General features: G+C 64.0%; 11 protein-coding genes and 1 other RNA gene. 8 read left to right on the top strand and 4 right to left on the bottom strand.

The window, feature by feature from the left end; all coding sequences use genetic code 11:
• The first annotated feature begins 71 nt into the window (after positions 1-71).
• Positions 72-572 (top strand): helix-turn-helix domain-containing protein, encoded by a 501-nt coding sequence (locus tag F624_RS0127905; protein ID WP_019577680.1) that lies wholly within the window; start codon positions 72-74, stop codon positions 570-572.
• Between the two features lie 297 nt (positions 573-869).
• A complete protein-coding gene (locus F624_RS0127900; protein WP_043426886.1) occupies positions 870-2057 on the top strand; it encodes a site-specific integrase in 1188 nt (395 codons plus the stop codon).
• A 104-nt stretch (positions 2058-2161) separates the two neighbouring features.
• Here the strand turns inward: F624_RS0127900 and ssrA are convergent.
• The 4 genes from ssrA to ompA form a co-directional block, all read right to left on the bottom strand.
• Positions 2162-2538, bottom strand: a transfer-messenger RNA (tmRNA) gene (gene ssrA / locus F624_RS34420).
• A gap of 13 nt (positions 2539-2551) precedes the next feature.
• Positions 2552-3220 carry an HAD family hydrolase gene (locus F624_RS0127895; RefSeq protein ID WP_019577678.1) on the bottom strand — a complete coding sequence of 223 codons (669 nt, stop codon included), beginning with the start codon at positions 3218-3220 and terminating at the stop codon, positions 2552-2554.
• Positions 3221-3237: 17 nt separating this feature from the next.
• A complete protein-coding gene (gene ubiG, locus F624_RS0127890; RefSeq protein ID WP_019577677.1) occupies positions 3238-3972 on the bottom strand; it encodes a bifunctional 2-polyprenyl-6-hydroxyphenol methylase/3-demethylubiquinol 3-O-methyltransferase UbiG in 735 nt (244 codons plus the stop codon).
• Between the two features lie 68 nt (positions 3973-4040).
• Positions 4041-4694 carry an outer membrane protein OmpA gene (gene ompA / locus F624_RS0127885; protein WP_031256513.1) on the bottom strand — a complete coding sequence of 218 codons (654 nt, stop codon included), beginning with the start codon at positions 4692-4694 and terminating at the stop codon, positions 4041-4043.
• Between the two features lie 224 nt (positions 4695-4918).
• Between ompA and gyrA the strand changes: the two genes are divergently transcribed.
• The 6 genes from gyrA to rpsA all read left to right on the top strand — a co-directional run bounded on the left by gyrA (position 4919) and on the right by rpsA (position 14755).
• Entirely contained in the window at positions 4919-7591 is a 2673-nt protein-coding gene (gene gyrA, locus F624_RS0127880; RefSeq protein ID WP_019577674.1) for a DNA gyrase subunit A, read from the top strand.
• Positions 7592-7664: 73 nt separating this feature from the next.
• Complete coding sequence (gene serC, locus F624_RS0127875) at positions 7665-8771, top strand: 3-phosphoserine/phosphohydroxythreonine transaminase (protein WP_019577673.1); 1107 nt, start codon at positions 7665-7667, stop codon at positions 8769-8771.
• Positions 8772-8808: 37 nt separating this feature from the next.
• Entirely contained in the window at positions 8809-9915 is a 1107-nt protein-coding gene (gene pheA, locus F624_RS0127870) for a prephenate dehydratase (RefSeq protein ID WP_019577672.1), read from the top strand.
• 60 nt (positions 9916-9975) lie between these two features.
• Entirely contained in the window at positions 9976-10854 is an 879-nt protein-coding gene (locus F624_RS0127865; RefSeq protein WP_019577671.1) for a prephenate dehydrogenase, read from the top strand.
• Complete coding sequence (locus tag F624_RS0127860; protein ID WP_019577670.1) at positions 10854-12866, top strand: bifunctional 3-phosphoshikimate 1-carboxyvinyltransferase/cytidylate kinase; 2013 nt, start codon at positions 10854-10856, stop codon at positions 12864-12866. Before F624_RS0127865 ends, F624_RS0127860 begins: the two co-directional genes overlap by 1 nt.
• Before the next feature lie 203 nt (positions 12867-13069).
• Positions 13070-14755: a 30S ribosomal protein S1 gene (gene rpsA, locus F624_RS0127855; protein ID WP_019577669.1), complete on the top strand. Its 1686-nt coding sequence runs from the start codon at positions 13070-13072 to the stop codon at positions 14753-14755.
• Positions 14756-14797 lie beyond the last annotated feature (42 nt).

The following is a 14797-nucleotide window of genomic DNA, read 5'->3' as shown; positions in this document are numbered from 1 at the left end:
GATTGCCCCTGGTCCACCTGGCGGGACCGGTTTGTTCAAACCTTTTATGCGCTTCGCGCGGAGGCCTGAGCATGATGGGCCCCACCTACCAACCCAGCACCATCGCCATCCTGAAGCACCTGCAAGAGCACGGCCCGCTGACGGTGGACGAGTTCGGCAAGCTGAAGCACATCGGCACCACGGCGCCCGGTGTTCGCGTGGCCAGCATGGTCAAGCGCGGCACCGTGGCCCGTGTCGACATGAGCCGGCCGGCCCGGTACGAGATCACCAAGAGGGGCCTCGAGGCCGTCAACGCCGTGGCCAATGGCCAGGGCAACCTGGTGCCGCGCACGCTGGTGGCAGTGGTGCCACCGCCGGCCATTCCTCAAACGGCGCATCTGCTGCCTGCGCCGGCTTGCCGGGCGTCAGTCGAATCCTACAAGGCCCCTGAGCTGCGGCCCTTTGATGGGCGGCCTGGGGCGATGGATGCCTTTGCGCTGCCGAGTCGGATGGGAAAGGTGCTGGTCTATCGGGATGGGCGCACAGCGATGACGCCTTGCCCCCTGAGCACGCACCGCAGGAGTAGCAATTGAGTTTCGCTCGAAAAACCTGCGGCCCCGCAGTCAGAGAACGGGCGACAAACACCGCCCTGTTCAATTTCATCAACGCGACCCTATTCAGAAAGCATTTATGAGCCGGAATACCGAGCCACAAGAAACCACAGAAGCACCAGCTTACCGATGGGTGCTGCTTGCAGAGCATTGCCGTCGGACTGGCGAAACACCCCAAACGGTTCACACCCGGCGCAAGCGAGGAATCTGGCTGGATGGGGTCCACACGCTGCTAGGCACCAAGAAGCGGCTTTATGTCAACGTAGAGGAGTTCAACAAATGGGTGGAAAGACAAGCGCAATCGAGCTTCCGACAGGGGTAACGATTCGCGATCAGGCAACCGGACCACGTATTCAAATTGCCTTTTCCTGGATGGGCAAGCAGTGCAGAGAGCTGCTTCCCCCGGCACCGATCAACAAGGGCTCAATCCAATATGCCAGCAATCTGCGGTCTGAGATTCGGCGCAAGATCACCGACGGGACCTTCAAGTACGGCGACTATTTCCCGGAAAGCCCCCGTGCGGCAATGGTCCGCCCCAACCAGCAACGTGTCGGCGTTTTGCTGGAGCGCCAACGGGACACCTACGAGCGCCAGGTGAAAAATGGGAAGCTGTCGCCTTCAACTTTCGCCGGCTACGCCAAAGCGATCTCCAGCGAGAGGATGAGACGCTGGCGTAACGTGCGCGTCAACGAGGTGACTCCCAGCGATTTGCGCGACTGGATCAGCGGCATCGAATGCACCAGTAAATTCATCCGCAATTTGATGATTCCCTTGCGCAGCGTGCTGGAAGACGCCCTCAATGATGGCCTGATTGAATTTAACCCCTTCGAACGAATAGCACTGGGTAAGCTGATTCGCCAGACGGCAAAGGCCAGCGACTACGTCATCGATCCATATTCCGCAGAGGAGAGAATGAAACTACTGAGCGCCTGCCGGGCAGATGAACGGCCAATGGTGCAATTCTGGTTTGCCACTGGGCTTCGCCCAGGGGAATTGCAAGCGCTGAGTTGGCCCGACATTGATTTGAAAGCAAAGGTCGCCAAGATCACACAAAACCAGGTCGCAGGGGTCATCAAGGCTCCCAAAACAGCGGCAGGCCGACGCGAGGTGGACCTGAACAAGGCCGCCACCGAAGCCCTGAATGCACAGCGAGCCCTTTCGCCAGACGGCGGCGGCAGGATCTGGCTGAATCCTTCCACGCGAGAACCATGGACGACAGATGCCCAACTGCGCAAGACGCTGTGGCAACCGTTGTGCAAGCGTGCGGGAATCAAGTACCGAAACCCCTACCAAGTCCGGCACACCTATGCGTCAGTGTTGCTGACCGCTGGCCATAACCCCTGGTATGTTGCGGCTCAGCTTGGGCATGAGGACGTGGAGATGGTGTTCCGGACCTACGGCAAGTTCATCCGCGAGGACTACCAGAAGCCCAAGACGCCCCCCAAAACAGCGTCCGGATCGGTGTGAATCCTGTGTGAATCCGGTGTGAATTGGCGGCCCAAACCAGCCAATCCTGGGGGCAAAGAAAAACCCCCGCCAGAGGGAAACTCATTGGCGGGGGTTGGTGATGGTGGTGGAGCTGGGGGGATTTGAACCCCCGTCCGCAAGCCTTCTTCGAACAGTTCTACATGTTTAGCGATCTGTTTTGAGTCTCACACCCTGTACCGCGCAGTCGCACGCTGTACAAGACGCCAGCACCCTACTTTCTCGCCCCATGCCAAGGTACCCGACACAGAGCCAGCCAATGAAAATTACCCCACAGCCTGGACGCCTTGCGGCACCCTTGCCCAGCCCATTGGCCGACTGTTGTGAGGCTCACCGGTGTTTAAGCGGCGAGTGCGAAACGTTCGTCGTTTGCAGTTAGTTTTTTTCAGCTGTTTAACGAGGTGACTGAACCTCGACATGCCCTGCTGCGCGTCCGAACCCACGTCGAAACCAGTGCAGCCCCAGAGTTCTCTATTTTAGGCTGCGGGCAGCCATTGCAAGAGCTCGAGCGGAGATTTAATTTCGGCGTGGGCGCCCCACTGGGCGGTGTCGGTGCGCTGGCCCAGGTAGCCGTAGCAGGCGGCCACGGTGCCCATGCCGGCGGCCAGGCCGGCAATGATGTCGCGCTCGTCGTCGCCCACGTACAGGCATTTTTCGGGGGGCACGCCTAGGCGGCGGGCGGCCTCGAACAGGGGTTCGGGGTGGGGTTTGGCGTGGGGGGTGGTGTCGCCGCTGACGATGGCCGAGGCGGTGCTGAACAGCGGCATGGCGCGGGTGAGCGGCTCGGTGAAGCGGGCCGACTTGTTGGTGACCACGCCCCAGAGCAGCTGCCGGCCCACCAGTTGGGCCAACAGCTCGGGCACGCCCTCAAAAATGGTGGTGGCCTGGGTCAGGCGGCTTTCGTAGTTTTGAAAGAACTCTTCGCGCAGGGCGGCAAAGTCGGGGTGGTCGGGGGTCACGCCAAAGGCCTCGCCCAGCATGCCGCGGGCCCCGGCGCCGGCCATGGGGCGGTAGCGCTCGTAGGGCAGCGAGGGCAGGCCACGGGCCAGGCGCATCTGGTCGGCTGCGGCGCCCAGGTCGGGGGCGCTGTCGATCAGGGTGCCGTCCAGGTCAAACAGAACGGCTTGGAGGGTGGGGTCGAACATGCAGGGGGCCTTCTTCTTCAGGCGGCGGTGGAGCGGCGGGTCGAGACCATGTAGTTCACGCTGGTGTCGTCATGCAGCCAGTAGCGGCGGGTGAGCGGGTTGTAACCCAGGCCGCGGGTTTGCTGCCAATCGAGGCCGGCGGCGCGCGAGTAGGCGGCCAGCTCGCTGGGGCGCACCAGCTTGGCGTATTCATGGGTGCCGCGGGGCAGCAGGTTCAGCACGTATTCGGCGCCCACGATGGCCAGCAAAAAGGCCTTGGCATTGCGGTTGATGCTCGAAAAGAACACATGCCCACCGGGCTTGACCAGGGTGGCGCAGGCTTGCACGACCGAGGCCGGGTCGGGCACGTGCTCCAGCATTTCCATGCAGGTGACCACGTCAAACTGGCCGGGTTGCTCCAGGGCCAGGGCTTCGGCGCTGATTTCTCGGTATTGCACGCCGGTGGTGCCGGCCTCCAACGCATGCAGCTGGGCCACGCGCAGCGCCTTCGAGGCGAGGTCGATGCCCAGCACGTCGGCGCCCTTGCGGGCCATTGAATCGGACAGAATGCCGCCGCCGCAACCGATGTCGAGCACCTTGCGCCCGGCCAGCGGAGCCTGGGCGTTGATCCAGTCCAGGCGCAGCGGGTTGAGCTGGTGCAGGGGTCGAAACTCGCTTTCGGGGTCCCACCAGCGGTGGGCCAGATCTGAAAACTTGGCCAGTTCGGCCGGGTCGGCATTGAGGGTGGGCGCGGAGGTCTGTGCTTCAGTCATGGTGCAATTGTGATGCAGACATAAAAAAAGCCCCGTTGCCGGGGCTTTTTGTTGTAACCCGAAAGGGATTACTTGGCGGCGCGGGTGCCAACCACTTCGATTTCCACGCGACGGTTCTTCGCACGGCCTTCGGCGGTCTTGTTGTCAGCCACAGGCTGGCTTTTGCCCTTGCCTTCGGTGTACACGCGGTTCTTTTCGATGCCCTTGGACACCAGATAAGCCTTCACGGCTTCAGCGCGGCGAACCGACAGCTTCTGGTTGTAGGCCACCGAGCCCACCGAGTCGGTGTGACCGACGGCGATGATGACTTCCAGGTTGATGTCCTTGACCTTGCCGACCAGATCGTCCAGCTTGGCCTTGCCTTCGGGCTTCAGAACCGACTTGTCGAAGTCGAAGAAGGCGTCAGCAGCGTAGGTCACCTTGGTTGCAGCCACAGCAGCCGGAGCGGCAGCGGGAGCAGCAGCAGCCGGAGCAGTCGGAGCAGCAGCCGGGGCAGCGGCAGGAGCCGGAGCCGGAGCAGCCTTCGGAGCGATAGCGCCATCGCAACCGGCCACGGCGGTAGCCGGGGTCCAGTTGGCATCACGCCAGCACAGTTCGTTGGTGCCGTTCTTCCAGACGAGTTCGCCGGTGCCGTTCTTCCAGTTGTCGACGGTTTGAGCGCCAGCAGCGGTTGCAAGGGCAGCGGAGGCAAACAACATCGCCACTTTGTTCAGTTTCTTCATGGTTCTCCTCTTGGGGAAAAAGCCGCAGCCGCGCGGCAAATACGTACGCTTCCAGTGACCACCACCAAAAACGTTGCTTAAATTGTGCCACACCCGTTCGCCGCGCCTTGGGGTCGCGCTCAAGCTCCATGCAGGACAAGCGCGCAATATGCACGGTTTGTTGCTAGTTCGCGACAGGGCGTTGCCCGTAAAATGAGCCTTTCCTGCCGCAAACACCACCTCTCATGACCCAGTTCGCCAAAGAAACTCTGCCCATCAGTCTCGAAGAGGAAATGCGGCGCAGCTACCTCGATTACGCGATGAGCGTGATTGTGGGGCGTGCGCTGCCCGATGCCCGAGACGGCTTGAAGCCAGTTCACCGGCGCGTGCTGTACGCCATGCACGAGTTGAACAACGACTGGAACCGCCCCTACAAGAAGTCGGCGCGTATCGTGGGTGACGTGATTGGTAAATACCACCCGCACGGTGACAGCGCGGTGTACGACACCATTGTGCGCATGGCCCAGGATTTTTCCTTGCGCCATATGTTGGTGGATGGTCAAGGTAATTTTGGATCGGTGGACGGCGATAACGCGGCAGCCATGCGGTACACCGAAATCCGCCTGGCCAAGATCGCCCACGAAATGCTGGCTGATATCGACAAGGAAACGGTCGATTTCGGGCCCAATTACGACGGCAGCGAAAAAGAACCCCTGGTGTTGCCCAGCCGTTTGCCCAACCTGCTGGTGAACGGTTCGGCCGGTATTGCGGTGGGCATGGCCACCAATATCCCGCCGCACAACCTCAATGAGGTGGTGGACGCCTGCCTGCACATGCTGCGCCACCCCGAGTCGACGGTGGATGACCTGATGGAGATCATCCCGGCGCCTGACTTCCCTACCGCCGGCATCATTTACGGCATCAATGGCGTCAAGGACGGCTACCGCACCGGGCGCGGCAAGGTGGTGATGCGCGCACGCTGCCACTTCGAGGACATCGACCGTGGCCAGCGCCAGGCCATCATCGTGGACGAGCTGCCCTACCAGGTGAACAAGAAGACCCTGCAAGAGCGCATGGCCGAGCTGGTTCACGAAAAGAAGATCGAAGGCATCAGCCACATCCAGGATGAGTCCGACAAATCAGGCATGCGCCTGGTGATCGAGCTCAAGCGGGGCGAAGTGCCCGAGGTGGTGCTGAACAACCTGTACAAGCAGACCCAGCTGCAAGACACCTTCGGCATGAACATGGTGGCCCTGATCGACGGCCAGCCCAAGCTCTGCAACCTGAAAGACCTGATCGAGGTCTTTTTGCAGCACCGCCGCGAGGTGGTGACACGCCGCACCATCTTCAACCTGCGCAAGGCCCGCGAGCGCGGCCACGTGCTGGAAGGCCTGGCCGTGGCCCTGGCCAACATCGACGATTTCATTGCCATCATCCGCAACGCCCCCACCCCGCCGGTGGCCAAGGCCGAGCTGATGCTCAAGAGCTGGGACAGCAAGCTGGTGCGCGAGATGCTCACCCGCACCCGTGCCGATGGCGGCGTGGTCAATGCCGACGACTACCGCCCCGACGGGCTGGAGCTCGAGTTCGGCATGCAGGCCGACGGCCTGTACCGCCTCTCTGAAACCCAGGCCCAAGAGATTCTGCAGATGCGTCTGCAGCGCCTGACCGGCCTGGAGCAAGACAAGATCGTGGCCGAGTACAAAGAGGTGATGGCCGAGATCGACGATTTCCTCGACATCCTGTCCAAGCCCGAGCGCGTGTCGACCATCATTGGCGACGAGCTGACCGTGGTGAAGACCGAGTTCGGCCAGACCAAGCTGGGCGCCCGCCGCAGCGAGATCGAGCACAGCGCGCAAGATCTGAGCACCGAAGACCTGATCACGCCCACCGACATGGTGGTCACGCTCAGCCACAGCGGCTACATCAAGAGCCAGCCCCTGTCTGAATACCGCTCGCAAAAGCGGGGCGGGCGCGGCAAGCAGGCCACCGCCACCAAGGAAGACGACTGGATCGACCAGCTCTTCATTGCCAACACGCACGATTACATCCTGTGCTTCTCCAACCGCGGCCGCATGTACTGGCTCAAGGTGTGGGAGGTTCCGGCCGGTTCGCGCGGCTCGCGGGGCCGCCCCATCGTCAACATGTTCCCGCTGGCCGAAGGCGAGAAGATCAATGTGGTGCTGCCGCTGACCGGTGAAAACCGCAGCTTCCCGGCCGATCACTTCATCTTCATGGCCACCAGCATGGGCACCGTGAAGAAGACCCCGCTCGACGAGTTCAGCAATCCGCGCAAGGGCGGCATCATTGCCGTGAACCTCGACGAGGGCGACTTTTTGATTGGCGCCGCACTGACCGACGGCAAGCACGACGTGATGCTGTTCAGCGACGGCGGCAAGGCGGTGCGCTTTGACGAGAACGACGTGCGCCAGATGGGCCGCCAGACCCGCGGCGTGCGCGGCATGATGCTGGAAGAGCACCAGCGCGTGATCGCCATGCTGGTGGCTGAAGACGAGCAGCAAAGCGTGCTCACCGCCACCGAAAACGGCTACGGCAAGCGCACCTCGATCACCGAGTACACCCGCCACGGCCGCGGCACCAAGGGCATGATTGCCATCCAGCAAAGCGAACGCAACGGCAAGGTGGTGGCCGCCACGCTGGTGCATGCCGACGACGAGATCATGCTGATCACCGACAAGGGCGTGCTGGTGCGCACCCGCGTGGGTGAGATCCGCGAACTGGGCCGTGCCACCCAAGGCGTGACCCTGATCGCGCTGGACGAAGGCTCACGCCTGTCCGGCCTGCAGCGCATTGTTGAAAACGATGCCAACGTGGCGGCAGCCGAAGGCGCGGACAGTGCCGACGGTGCTGACAGCGCCGAAGGCAACCCGGGCGCTGAGCCCACCGGCGAGGCCTGACACCCAGGCGCCCCTTGATGCCCACCCGCCGGGGCCCGCTGGGCCCCGGGTCTTTTTGTTACAGGTTCTGTTCATGACGCGTCCCTACAACTTCTCGGCCGGCCCGGCCGCGATCCCCGAAGAGGTGCTGCAGCAAGCTGCCGCCGAAATGCTCGACTGGCACGGCAGCGGCATGAGCGTCATGGAGATGAGCCACCGCGGCAAAGAGTTCATCAGCATCTACGAGCAGGCCGAAGCCGATCTGCGCGAGCTGCTGGCGGTGCCAGCGAACTTCAAGATCCTGTTCATGCAGGGCGGTGGCCTGGCCGAGAACGCCATCGTGCCGCTGAACCTGTCGCGCGGCGAATCGGCTGATTTTGTGGTGACCGGCTCCTGGAGCGACAAAAGCCAGAAGGAAGCGGGCAAGTACTGCGAAGTGCACATTGCCGCCAGCAACAAGGCCGACGGCCACACCAGCCTGCCGGCCCCGGCCACCTGGCAGCTCAGCAAGGCGCCGCGCTATGTGCACCTGTGCAGCAACGAGACCATCCACGGCGTGGAGTTTCAAGAGCTGCCCGACCTGAAGACCCTGGGCTGCGACGCCCCGCTGGTGATCGATTTCTCGTCGCACGTGGCCTCGCGCCCGGTTGACTGGAGCCGCGTGGGCATGGCCTTTGGCGGCGCACAAAAGAACATCGGCCCCGCCGGCCTGACCCTGGTGGTGGTGCGCGAAGACCTGCTGGGCCATGCGCTCAAGGCCTGCCCCAGCGCGTTTGACTACAAGCTGGTGGCCGACAACCACTCGATGTACAACACGCCCCCCACCTACGGCATCTACATCGCCGGCCTGACCTTCCAGTGGCTCAAGCGCCAGACCGAAGCCGGCCTGAGCGGCGTGGCCGCCATGGAGGCGCGCAACAAGGCCAAGGCCGATCTGCTGTACGGTTTCATCGACCAGTCGCAGCTCTACACCAACCCGGTGGCCCCCGAAGGCCGCTCGCGCATGAACGTGCCTTTCCGGCTGCGCGACGAGTCGCTGAACGACGCCTTCCTGGCCGGCGCCAAGGCGCGCGGGCTGCTGCAGCTCAAGGGCCACAAGTCGGTGGGTGGCATGCGGGCCAGCATCTACAACGCCATGCCGCTGGCTGGCGTGCAGGCGCTGGTGGACTACCTGCGCGAATTCGAAAAAACAAAGGCCTGAGCGCCACCCGCCCAGAGCCACAGCCCAGAGACGCACCATGACCCAGCCCTCCAACGCCCCCCTGCCCACCCTGGGCGATCTGCGCGTCCAGATCGACTCGCTTGACCAGCAACTGCTCAGCCTGCTCAACCAGCGCGCCCACGTGGCCGAGCAGGTGGGCGAGGTCAAGAAGCGTGAAGGCACGCCCTTCTTCCGCCCCGACCGCGTGGCCCAGGTGATCGAAAAGATCAAGACCGCCAACCCTGGCCCCCTCAAGGACGAGCATGTGGCCGCCATCTGGCGCGAGATCATGTCGGCCTGCCTGGCCCTGGAGTCACCGCAGCGCGTGGCCGTGCTGGGGCCCGCAGGCACCTTCTGCGAGCAGGCCGCCATCGAGTTCTTTGGCGGCGCCGCCGACCTGATGTACTGCGCCAACTTTGACGAGGTGTTCCACGCCACGGCCGCGGGCAGCGCCCAGTACGGCGTGGTGGGGGTGGAGAACTCGGTCGAAGGCGTGGTCACCCGCTCGCTCGACCTGTTTTTGCACACGCCCACCCATGTGATCGGTGAGGTGAGCCTGCTGGTGCGGCACAACCTGCTGCGCCAAAGCGCCTCGCTGGACGGCATCGAGGCCGTGCTGGCCCACCCGCAGGCGCTGGCCCAGTGCCAGGCCTGGCTGTCCAAGCACCTGCCGCACGCCGAGCGCCGCCCGGTGTCCAGCAACGCCGAAGGCGCCCGCCTGGCGGCCACCAACCCGGCCTGGGCCGGCCTGGCCAGCGAGCGTGCTGCCACCCTGTTCGGCCTGCACATCGTGGCCCACGCCATCCAGGACGAGGCCTACAACCGCACCCGCTTCGCCGTGATCGCCCTGCCGCAGACGCAGGCCACGCCGCCGGCCTCGGGCCACGACTGCACCAGCCTGGTGGTGTCGGTGCCCAACCGGCCTGGCGCGGTGCACGACCTGCTGGTGCCGCTGAAGACCCATGGCGTGTCGATGACGCGCTTCGAATCGCGCCCGGCGCGCACCGGTCATTGGGAGTACTACTTCTACATCGACCTCGACGGCCACCCCTCGCAGCCCAATGTGGCCAAGGCCCTCGAAGAGCTGAGCAGCCTGTGCGCCTTCTACAAGGTGCTGGGCTCCTACCCCGTCGGGGCCGCCTGATGAACCTGATGACCGCGTTGAGCCTGCAAAAGATGCACTACCCCCTCACCGGAGCCCGCCATGTTTGAGCAACTGGGCCTGATCGGCTGCGGCCTGATGGGCGGCTCGTTTGCGCTGGCGCTCAAGCGGGCAGGCCTGGTCAAGCGGGTGGTGGGCTACAGCAAGTCGCCCTCCACCACCGAAAAAGCGCGCCAGATGGGCGTGATCGACCTGGCCGCGCCCTCGGCGCTGCTGGCCGTGGCCGGGGCCGACATCGTGATCGTGGCGGTGCCGGTGTCGGCCACCGAGGCCACGCTCAAGGCGATCAAGCACCTGGTCACGCCCGACATGCTGATCATGGACGTGGGCTCGACCAAGACCGACGTGGTGCAGGCCGCCCGCACCGCGCTGCGCGACCAGATCGGCTCGTTTGTGCCGGCCCACCCGATCGCGGGCAAAGAAGTGTCGGGCATCGAGCATGCCGATGCCGACCTGTACAAGGGCCGCCAGGTCATCCTGACGCCGCTCGAAAAGACGCTGACTGCGCACCTGCAAAAGGCCGCCACGGTGTGGACGGCCATTGGGTCGCAGGTGATCCACATGTCGCCCGAGCAGCACGACGCCGCATTTGCGGCCGTCAGCCACCTGCCCCACCTGCTGGCGTTTGCCTTCATCAACGGCATTGCCAGCCAGCCGGCAGGCGACGACTACATGGCCCTGGGCGGCCCCGGGTTCCGCGATTTCACCCGCATCGCGGCCAGCGACCCCAAGGTGTGGCGCGACATTCTGCGCTCCAACCGGCAAGAGCTGCTGACCCAGACGCGCCACTTCAAGGCCGCGCTGGCCGAGTTTGAAGCCCAACTCGAAGCCGACCAGGGCCCTGCCCTGGAATCCCTCATCGACCGGGCCAGCCAGGTGCGCGCGCAATGGCGCCTGGCAGCCCCCCGCACCGCCAAATAATGTTCAGCACCGAATTCCTTGACCTGCCCCCGCTCGCCAGTGCCGGTGGCGCCGTCACCCTGCCCGGCTCGAAAAGCATCTCCAACCGCGTGCTGCTGCTGGCGGCCCTGAGCGCGGGCACCACCCGCATCCACGACCTGCTGGATTCGGACGACACCCGCGTGATGCTGGACGCCCTGCGCACGCTGGGCTGCGGCCTGCGCCAGCAAGGCAGCGTGCTCGAGATCGACGGCCTGGGCGGCCAACTGGGGCAGCGCCAGGCCAAGCTCTTCATGGGCAATGCCGGCACCGCCATGCGCCCGCTCACCGCTGCCCTGGCCCTGCTGGGGGGTGACTTTGAGTTGAGCGGCGTGAAGCGCATGCACGAGCGCCCCATCGGCGACCTGGTGGACGCCCTGCGCCAACTCGGCTGCCAGATCGACTACACCGGCAACGAGGGCTACCCGCCGCTGCACATCCACCCGCCCAAGCTCCAGCTCGACCAGCCCATCCCGGTGCGGGGCGATGTGTCCAGCCAGTTCCTCACGGCCTTGCTGATGGCCTTGCCGCTGGCGGCCACGCAAGACATCGTGATCGAGGTGGTGGGCGAGCTGATCAGCAAGCCCTACATCGAGATCACGCTCAACCTGCTGCAGCGCTTCGGCATCCAGGTGCAGCGCGAGGGCTGGGCCCGCTTCACCATTCCGGCAGGCAGCCGCTACCAATCGCCCGGCGACATCCACGTCGAGGCCGATGCCTCGTCGGCCAGCTACTTTGTGGCGCTGGGCGCCCTGGCCCAACCCCACCAACCGGGCGGCAAGGTGCGCATCCAGGGTGTGGGCCTGGACTCGATCCAGGGCGACATCCGCTTTGTCGAAGCCGCCCGCCTGATGGGCGCGCAGGTGGAAGGCGGGGCCAACTGGCTGGAGATCTCGCGCCAACACTGGCCGCTAAAAGCCATTGACCTCGACTGCAACCACATCCCCGACGCCGCCATGACGCTGGCCGTGATGGCCTTGTACGCCGACGGCCCCACCACCTTGCGCAACATCGCGAGCTGGCGCGTCAAAGAAACAGACCGCATCGCCGCCATGGTGGCCGAACTGGGCAAGCTGGGCGCCACGGTCGAAGAAGGCCCCGACTGGCTGCGCGTGCACCCGCTGCCCGCCGGCCAATGGCGCAGCGCCAGCATCCACACCTACGACGATCACCGCGTGGCCATGTGCTTCTCGCTGGCGGCCTTCAACCCCGACGGCGTGAGCGTGCGCATCGAAGACCCCAAGTGCGTGGCCAAGACCTTCCCTGACTACTTCGAGGCCTTGTTCGGCCTGGTCAGCACCCCGACCCAGCGCATCCCGGTGATCTGCATCGACGGCCCCACGGCCTCGGGCAAGGGCACCGTGGCCGCGGCCGTGGCGGCCCGCCTGGGCTACCATTTTCTGGATTCGGGGGCCATGTACCGCATCACCGCGCTGGCCGCGCTGCGCGCCGGGCTGGCCATCAGCACCGAGCACGAAACCGCGATCGCCGATCTGGCCCGCACCCTGCCGGTGCGTTTTGAAGACGGCAAGGTGTGGCTGGGCAGCGACGATGTGACCGAAGCCATCCGCACCGAGGAAGCCGGCATGAACGCCTCCAAGGTATCGGCCCTGCCCGCCGTGCGCCTGGCGCTGGTCGATTTGCAGCACAGCTTCCGCGCTCTGCCCGGCCTGGTGGCCGACGGGCGCGACATGGGCACGGTGATCTTCCCCGACGCCCCCTACAAGCTCTACATGACGGCCAGCGCGGCTTGCCGCGCCGAGCGCCGCTACAAGCAATTGATTTCAAAAGGGATCTCTGCTAATCTCAGCGAGTTGCGCGCGGACCTCGAAGCCCGTGACGCCCGGGATCAAAACCGGGCCGTTGCGCCCTTGAAGCCCGCGCCTGATGCGCAGTTGCTCGACAACTCCGAGTTGACCATCGAAGAATCGGTGTCTCAGGTGTTGAAAGGCTGGCTGCAACGCCAGGCCATCGGCTCCACAGCCGCCACCTGAGCAAAACCGAGCCGTGCGATTGTCATTTTCATTGTCATAGCACGGCCGGTGAAGGCCCCCACAGCCCCCTTCGCGCGTCAGCGCACAGGCGGTGGGGTTCATCAACGTAACCCGCGGGTCAGCCCGCAAAAAAACCGCCGCAATCAGCCCCGAGCGATGGCAATGGTGCCCTCGCATTTCCTGCTTGCGGAATAGGAAACTTCATGTCTGAATCTTTTGCCGCCCTTTTTGAAGAATCTCTGCAACGCTCTGAAATGCGTGCAGGCGAAGTCATCACCGCCGAAGTCGTGCGTATCGAGCACAGCTTCGTGGTCGTGAACGCTGGCCTCAAGTCGGAAGCCTATGTGCCTCTGGAAGAGTTCAAGAACGACAAGGGCGAAGTCGAAGTCCAAGTGGGTGACTTCGTGTCGGTGGCCATCGACGCCATCGAAAACGGCTACGGCGACACCATCCTGTCGCGCGACAAGGCCAAGCGTCTGGCCTCGTGGCTGGCCCTGGAAAAGGCCCTGGAATCCGGCGAATTCGTCACCGGCACCACCAGCGGCAAGGTCAAGGGCGGTCTGACCGTCCTGGTCAACGGCATCCGCGCCTTCCTGCCGGGTTCGCTGATCGACACCCGTCCGATCAAGGACCTGTCGCCCTTCGAAAACAAGACCCTGGAATTCAAGGTCATCAAGCTGGATCGCAAGCGCAACAACGTCGTGCTGTCGCGCCGTGCCGTGGTCGAAGCCTCGATGGGCGAAGAGCGCGCCAAGCTGATGGAAACCCTGAAGGAAGGCTCCATCGTCAACGGCGTGGTCAAGAACATCACCGAATACGGTGCATTCGTTGACCTCGGCGGCATCGACGGCCTGCTGCACATCACCGACATGGCATGGCGCCGTGTCCGCCACCCGAGCGAAGTGGTGCAAGCTGGTCAAGAGATCACCGCCAAGATCCTCAAGTTCGACACCGAAAAGAACCGCGTGTCCCTGGGCCTCAAGCAAATGGGCGACGATCCTTGGATGGGCGTCAACCGTCGCTACCCGCAAAGCACTCGCCTGTTCGGCAAGATCACCAACATCGCCGACTACGGCGCGTTTGTTGAACTCGAACCCGGCATCGAAGGCCTGGTGCACGTCTCCGAAATGGACTGGACCAACAAGAACATCGCCCCCAGCAAGCTGGTCACGCTGGGCGACGAAGTCGAAGTCATGGTTCTGGAAATCGACGAAGACAAGCGCCGCATCAGCCTGGGCATGAAGCAGTGCAAGGCCAACCCGTGGCAAGAGTTCGCACAAAACACCAAGCGCGGCGACCGCGTCAAGGGCCCGATCAAGTCGATCACCGACTTCGGCGTGTTCGTGGGTCTGGCTGCCGGCATCGACGGCCTGGTTCACCTGTCCGACCTGTCGTGGAACGAAGCTGGCGAAGCCGCTGTCCGCAACTACAAGAAGGGCCAAGAAGTCGAAGCCATCGTGTTGGCCGTGGACGTGGACCGCGAACGCATCTCGCTGGGCATCAAGCAGCTCGATTCCGACCCGTTCACCACTTTCGTGACCGTGAACGACAAGGGCCAGACCGTGACCGGCAAGGTCAAGACGGTGGACGCTCGCGGCGCTGAAATCGATCTGGGCGAAGACATCATCGGCTACCTGCGCGTCAGCGAAATCTCGCGTGACCGCGTGGAAGATGCTCGCAACGTGCTGAAGGAAGGCGACGAAGTGACTGCTGTGGTGGTGAACGTGGATCGCAAGACCCGCAACATCCAGCTGTCGATCAAGGCCAAGGACGCTGCTGACCAGCAAGAAGCCATGGCTTCCCTGAGCCAGCAATCGGCCCGCGAAAGCGCCGGCACCACCAGCCTGGGCGCTCTGCTGCGCGCCAAGCTGGACGGCGGCAACAACTGATCCTGACGGATCAGCCGGCCCCGGGGCCGGTTTTGCACATGC

It is taken from the genome of Curvibacter lanceolatus ATCC 14669, assembly GCF_000381265.1.
Classification (GTDB): Bacteria; Pseudomonadota; Gammaproteobacteria; order Burkholderiales; family Burkholderiaceae_C; genus Curvibacter; species Curvibacter lanceolatus.
This window is presented reverse-complemented; position numbering and strand designations above follow the sequence as displayed.

Excerpts from the sequence above, each read along its gene's own strand:
- F624_RS0127905 (WP_019577680.1), top strand. The coding sequence starts at position 72 with ATGATGGGCCCCACCTACCAACCCAGCACCATCGCCATCCTGAAGCAC.
- F624_RS0127900 (WP_043426886.1), top strand. The coding sequence starts at position 870 with ATGGGTGGAAAGACAAGCGCAATCGAGCTTCCGACAGGGGTAACGATT.
- F624_RS0127895 (WP_019577678.1), bottom strand. The coding sequence starts at position 3,220 with ATGTTCGACCCCACCCTCCAAGCCGTTCTGTTTGACCTGGACGGCACC.
- ubiG (WP_019577677.1), bottom strand. The coding sequence starts at position 3,972 with ATGACTGAAGCACAGACCTCCGCGCCCACCCTCAATGCCGACCCGGCC.
- ompA (WP_031256513.1), bottom strand. The coding sequence starts at position 4,694 with ATGAAGAAACTGAACAAAGTGGCGATGTTGTTTGCCTCCGCTGCCCTT.
- gyrA (WP_019577674.1), top strand. The coding sequence starts at position 4,919 with ATGACCCAGTTCGCCAAAGAAACTCTGCCCATCAGTCTCGAAGAGGAA.
- serC (WP_019577673.1), top strand. The coding sequence starts at position 7,665 with ATGACGCGTCCCTACAACTTCTCGGCCGGCCCGGCCGCGATCCCCGAA.
- pheA (WP_019577672.1), top strand. The coding sequence starts at position 8,809 with ATGACCCAGCCCTCCAACGCCCCCCTGCCCACCCTGGGCGATCTGCGC.
- F624_RS0127865 (WP_019577671.1), top strand. The coding sequence starts at position 9,976 with ATGTTTGAGCAACTGGGCCTGATCGGCTGCGGCCTGATGGGCGGCTCG.
- F624_RS0127860 (WP_019577670.1), top strand. The coding sequence starts at position 10,854 with ATGTTCAGCACCGAATTCCTTGACCTGCCCCCGCTCGCCAGTGCCGGT.
- rpsA (WP_019577669.1), top strand. The coding sequence starts at position 13,070 with ATGTCTGAATCTTTTGCCGCCCTTTTTGAAGAATCTCTGCAACGCTCT.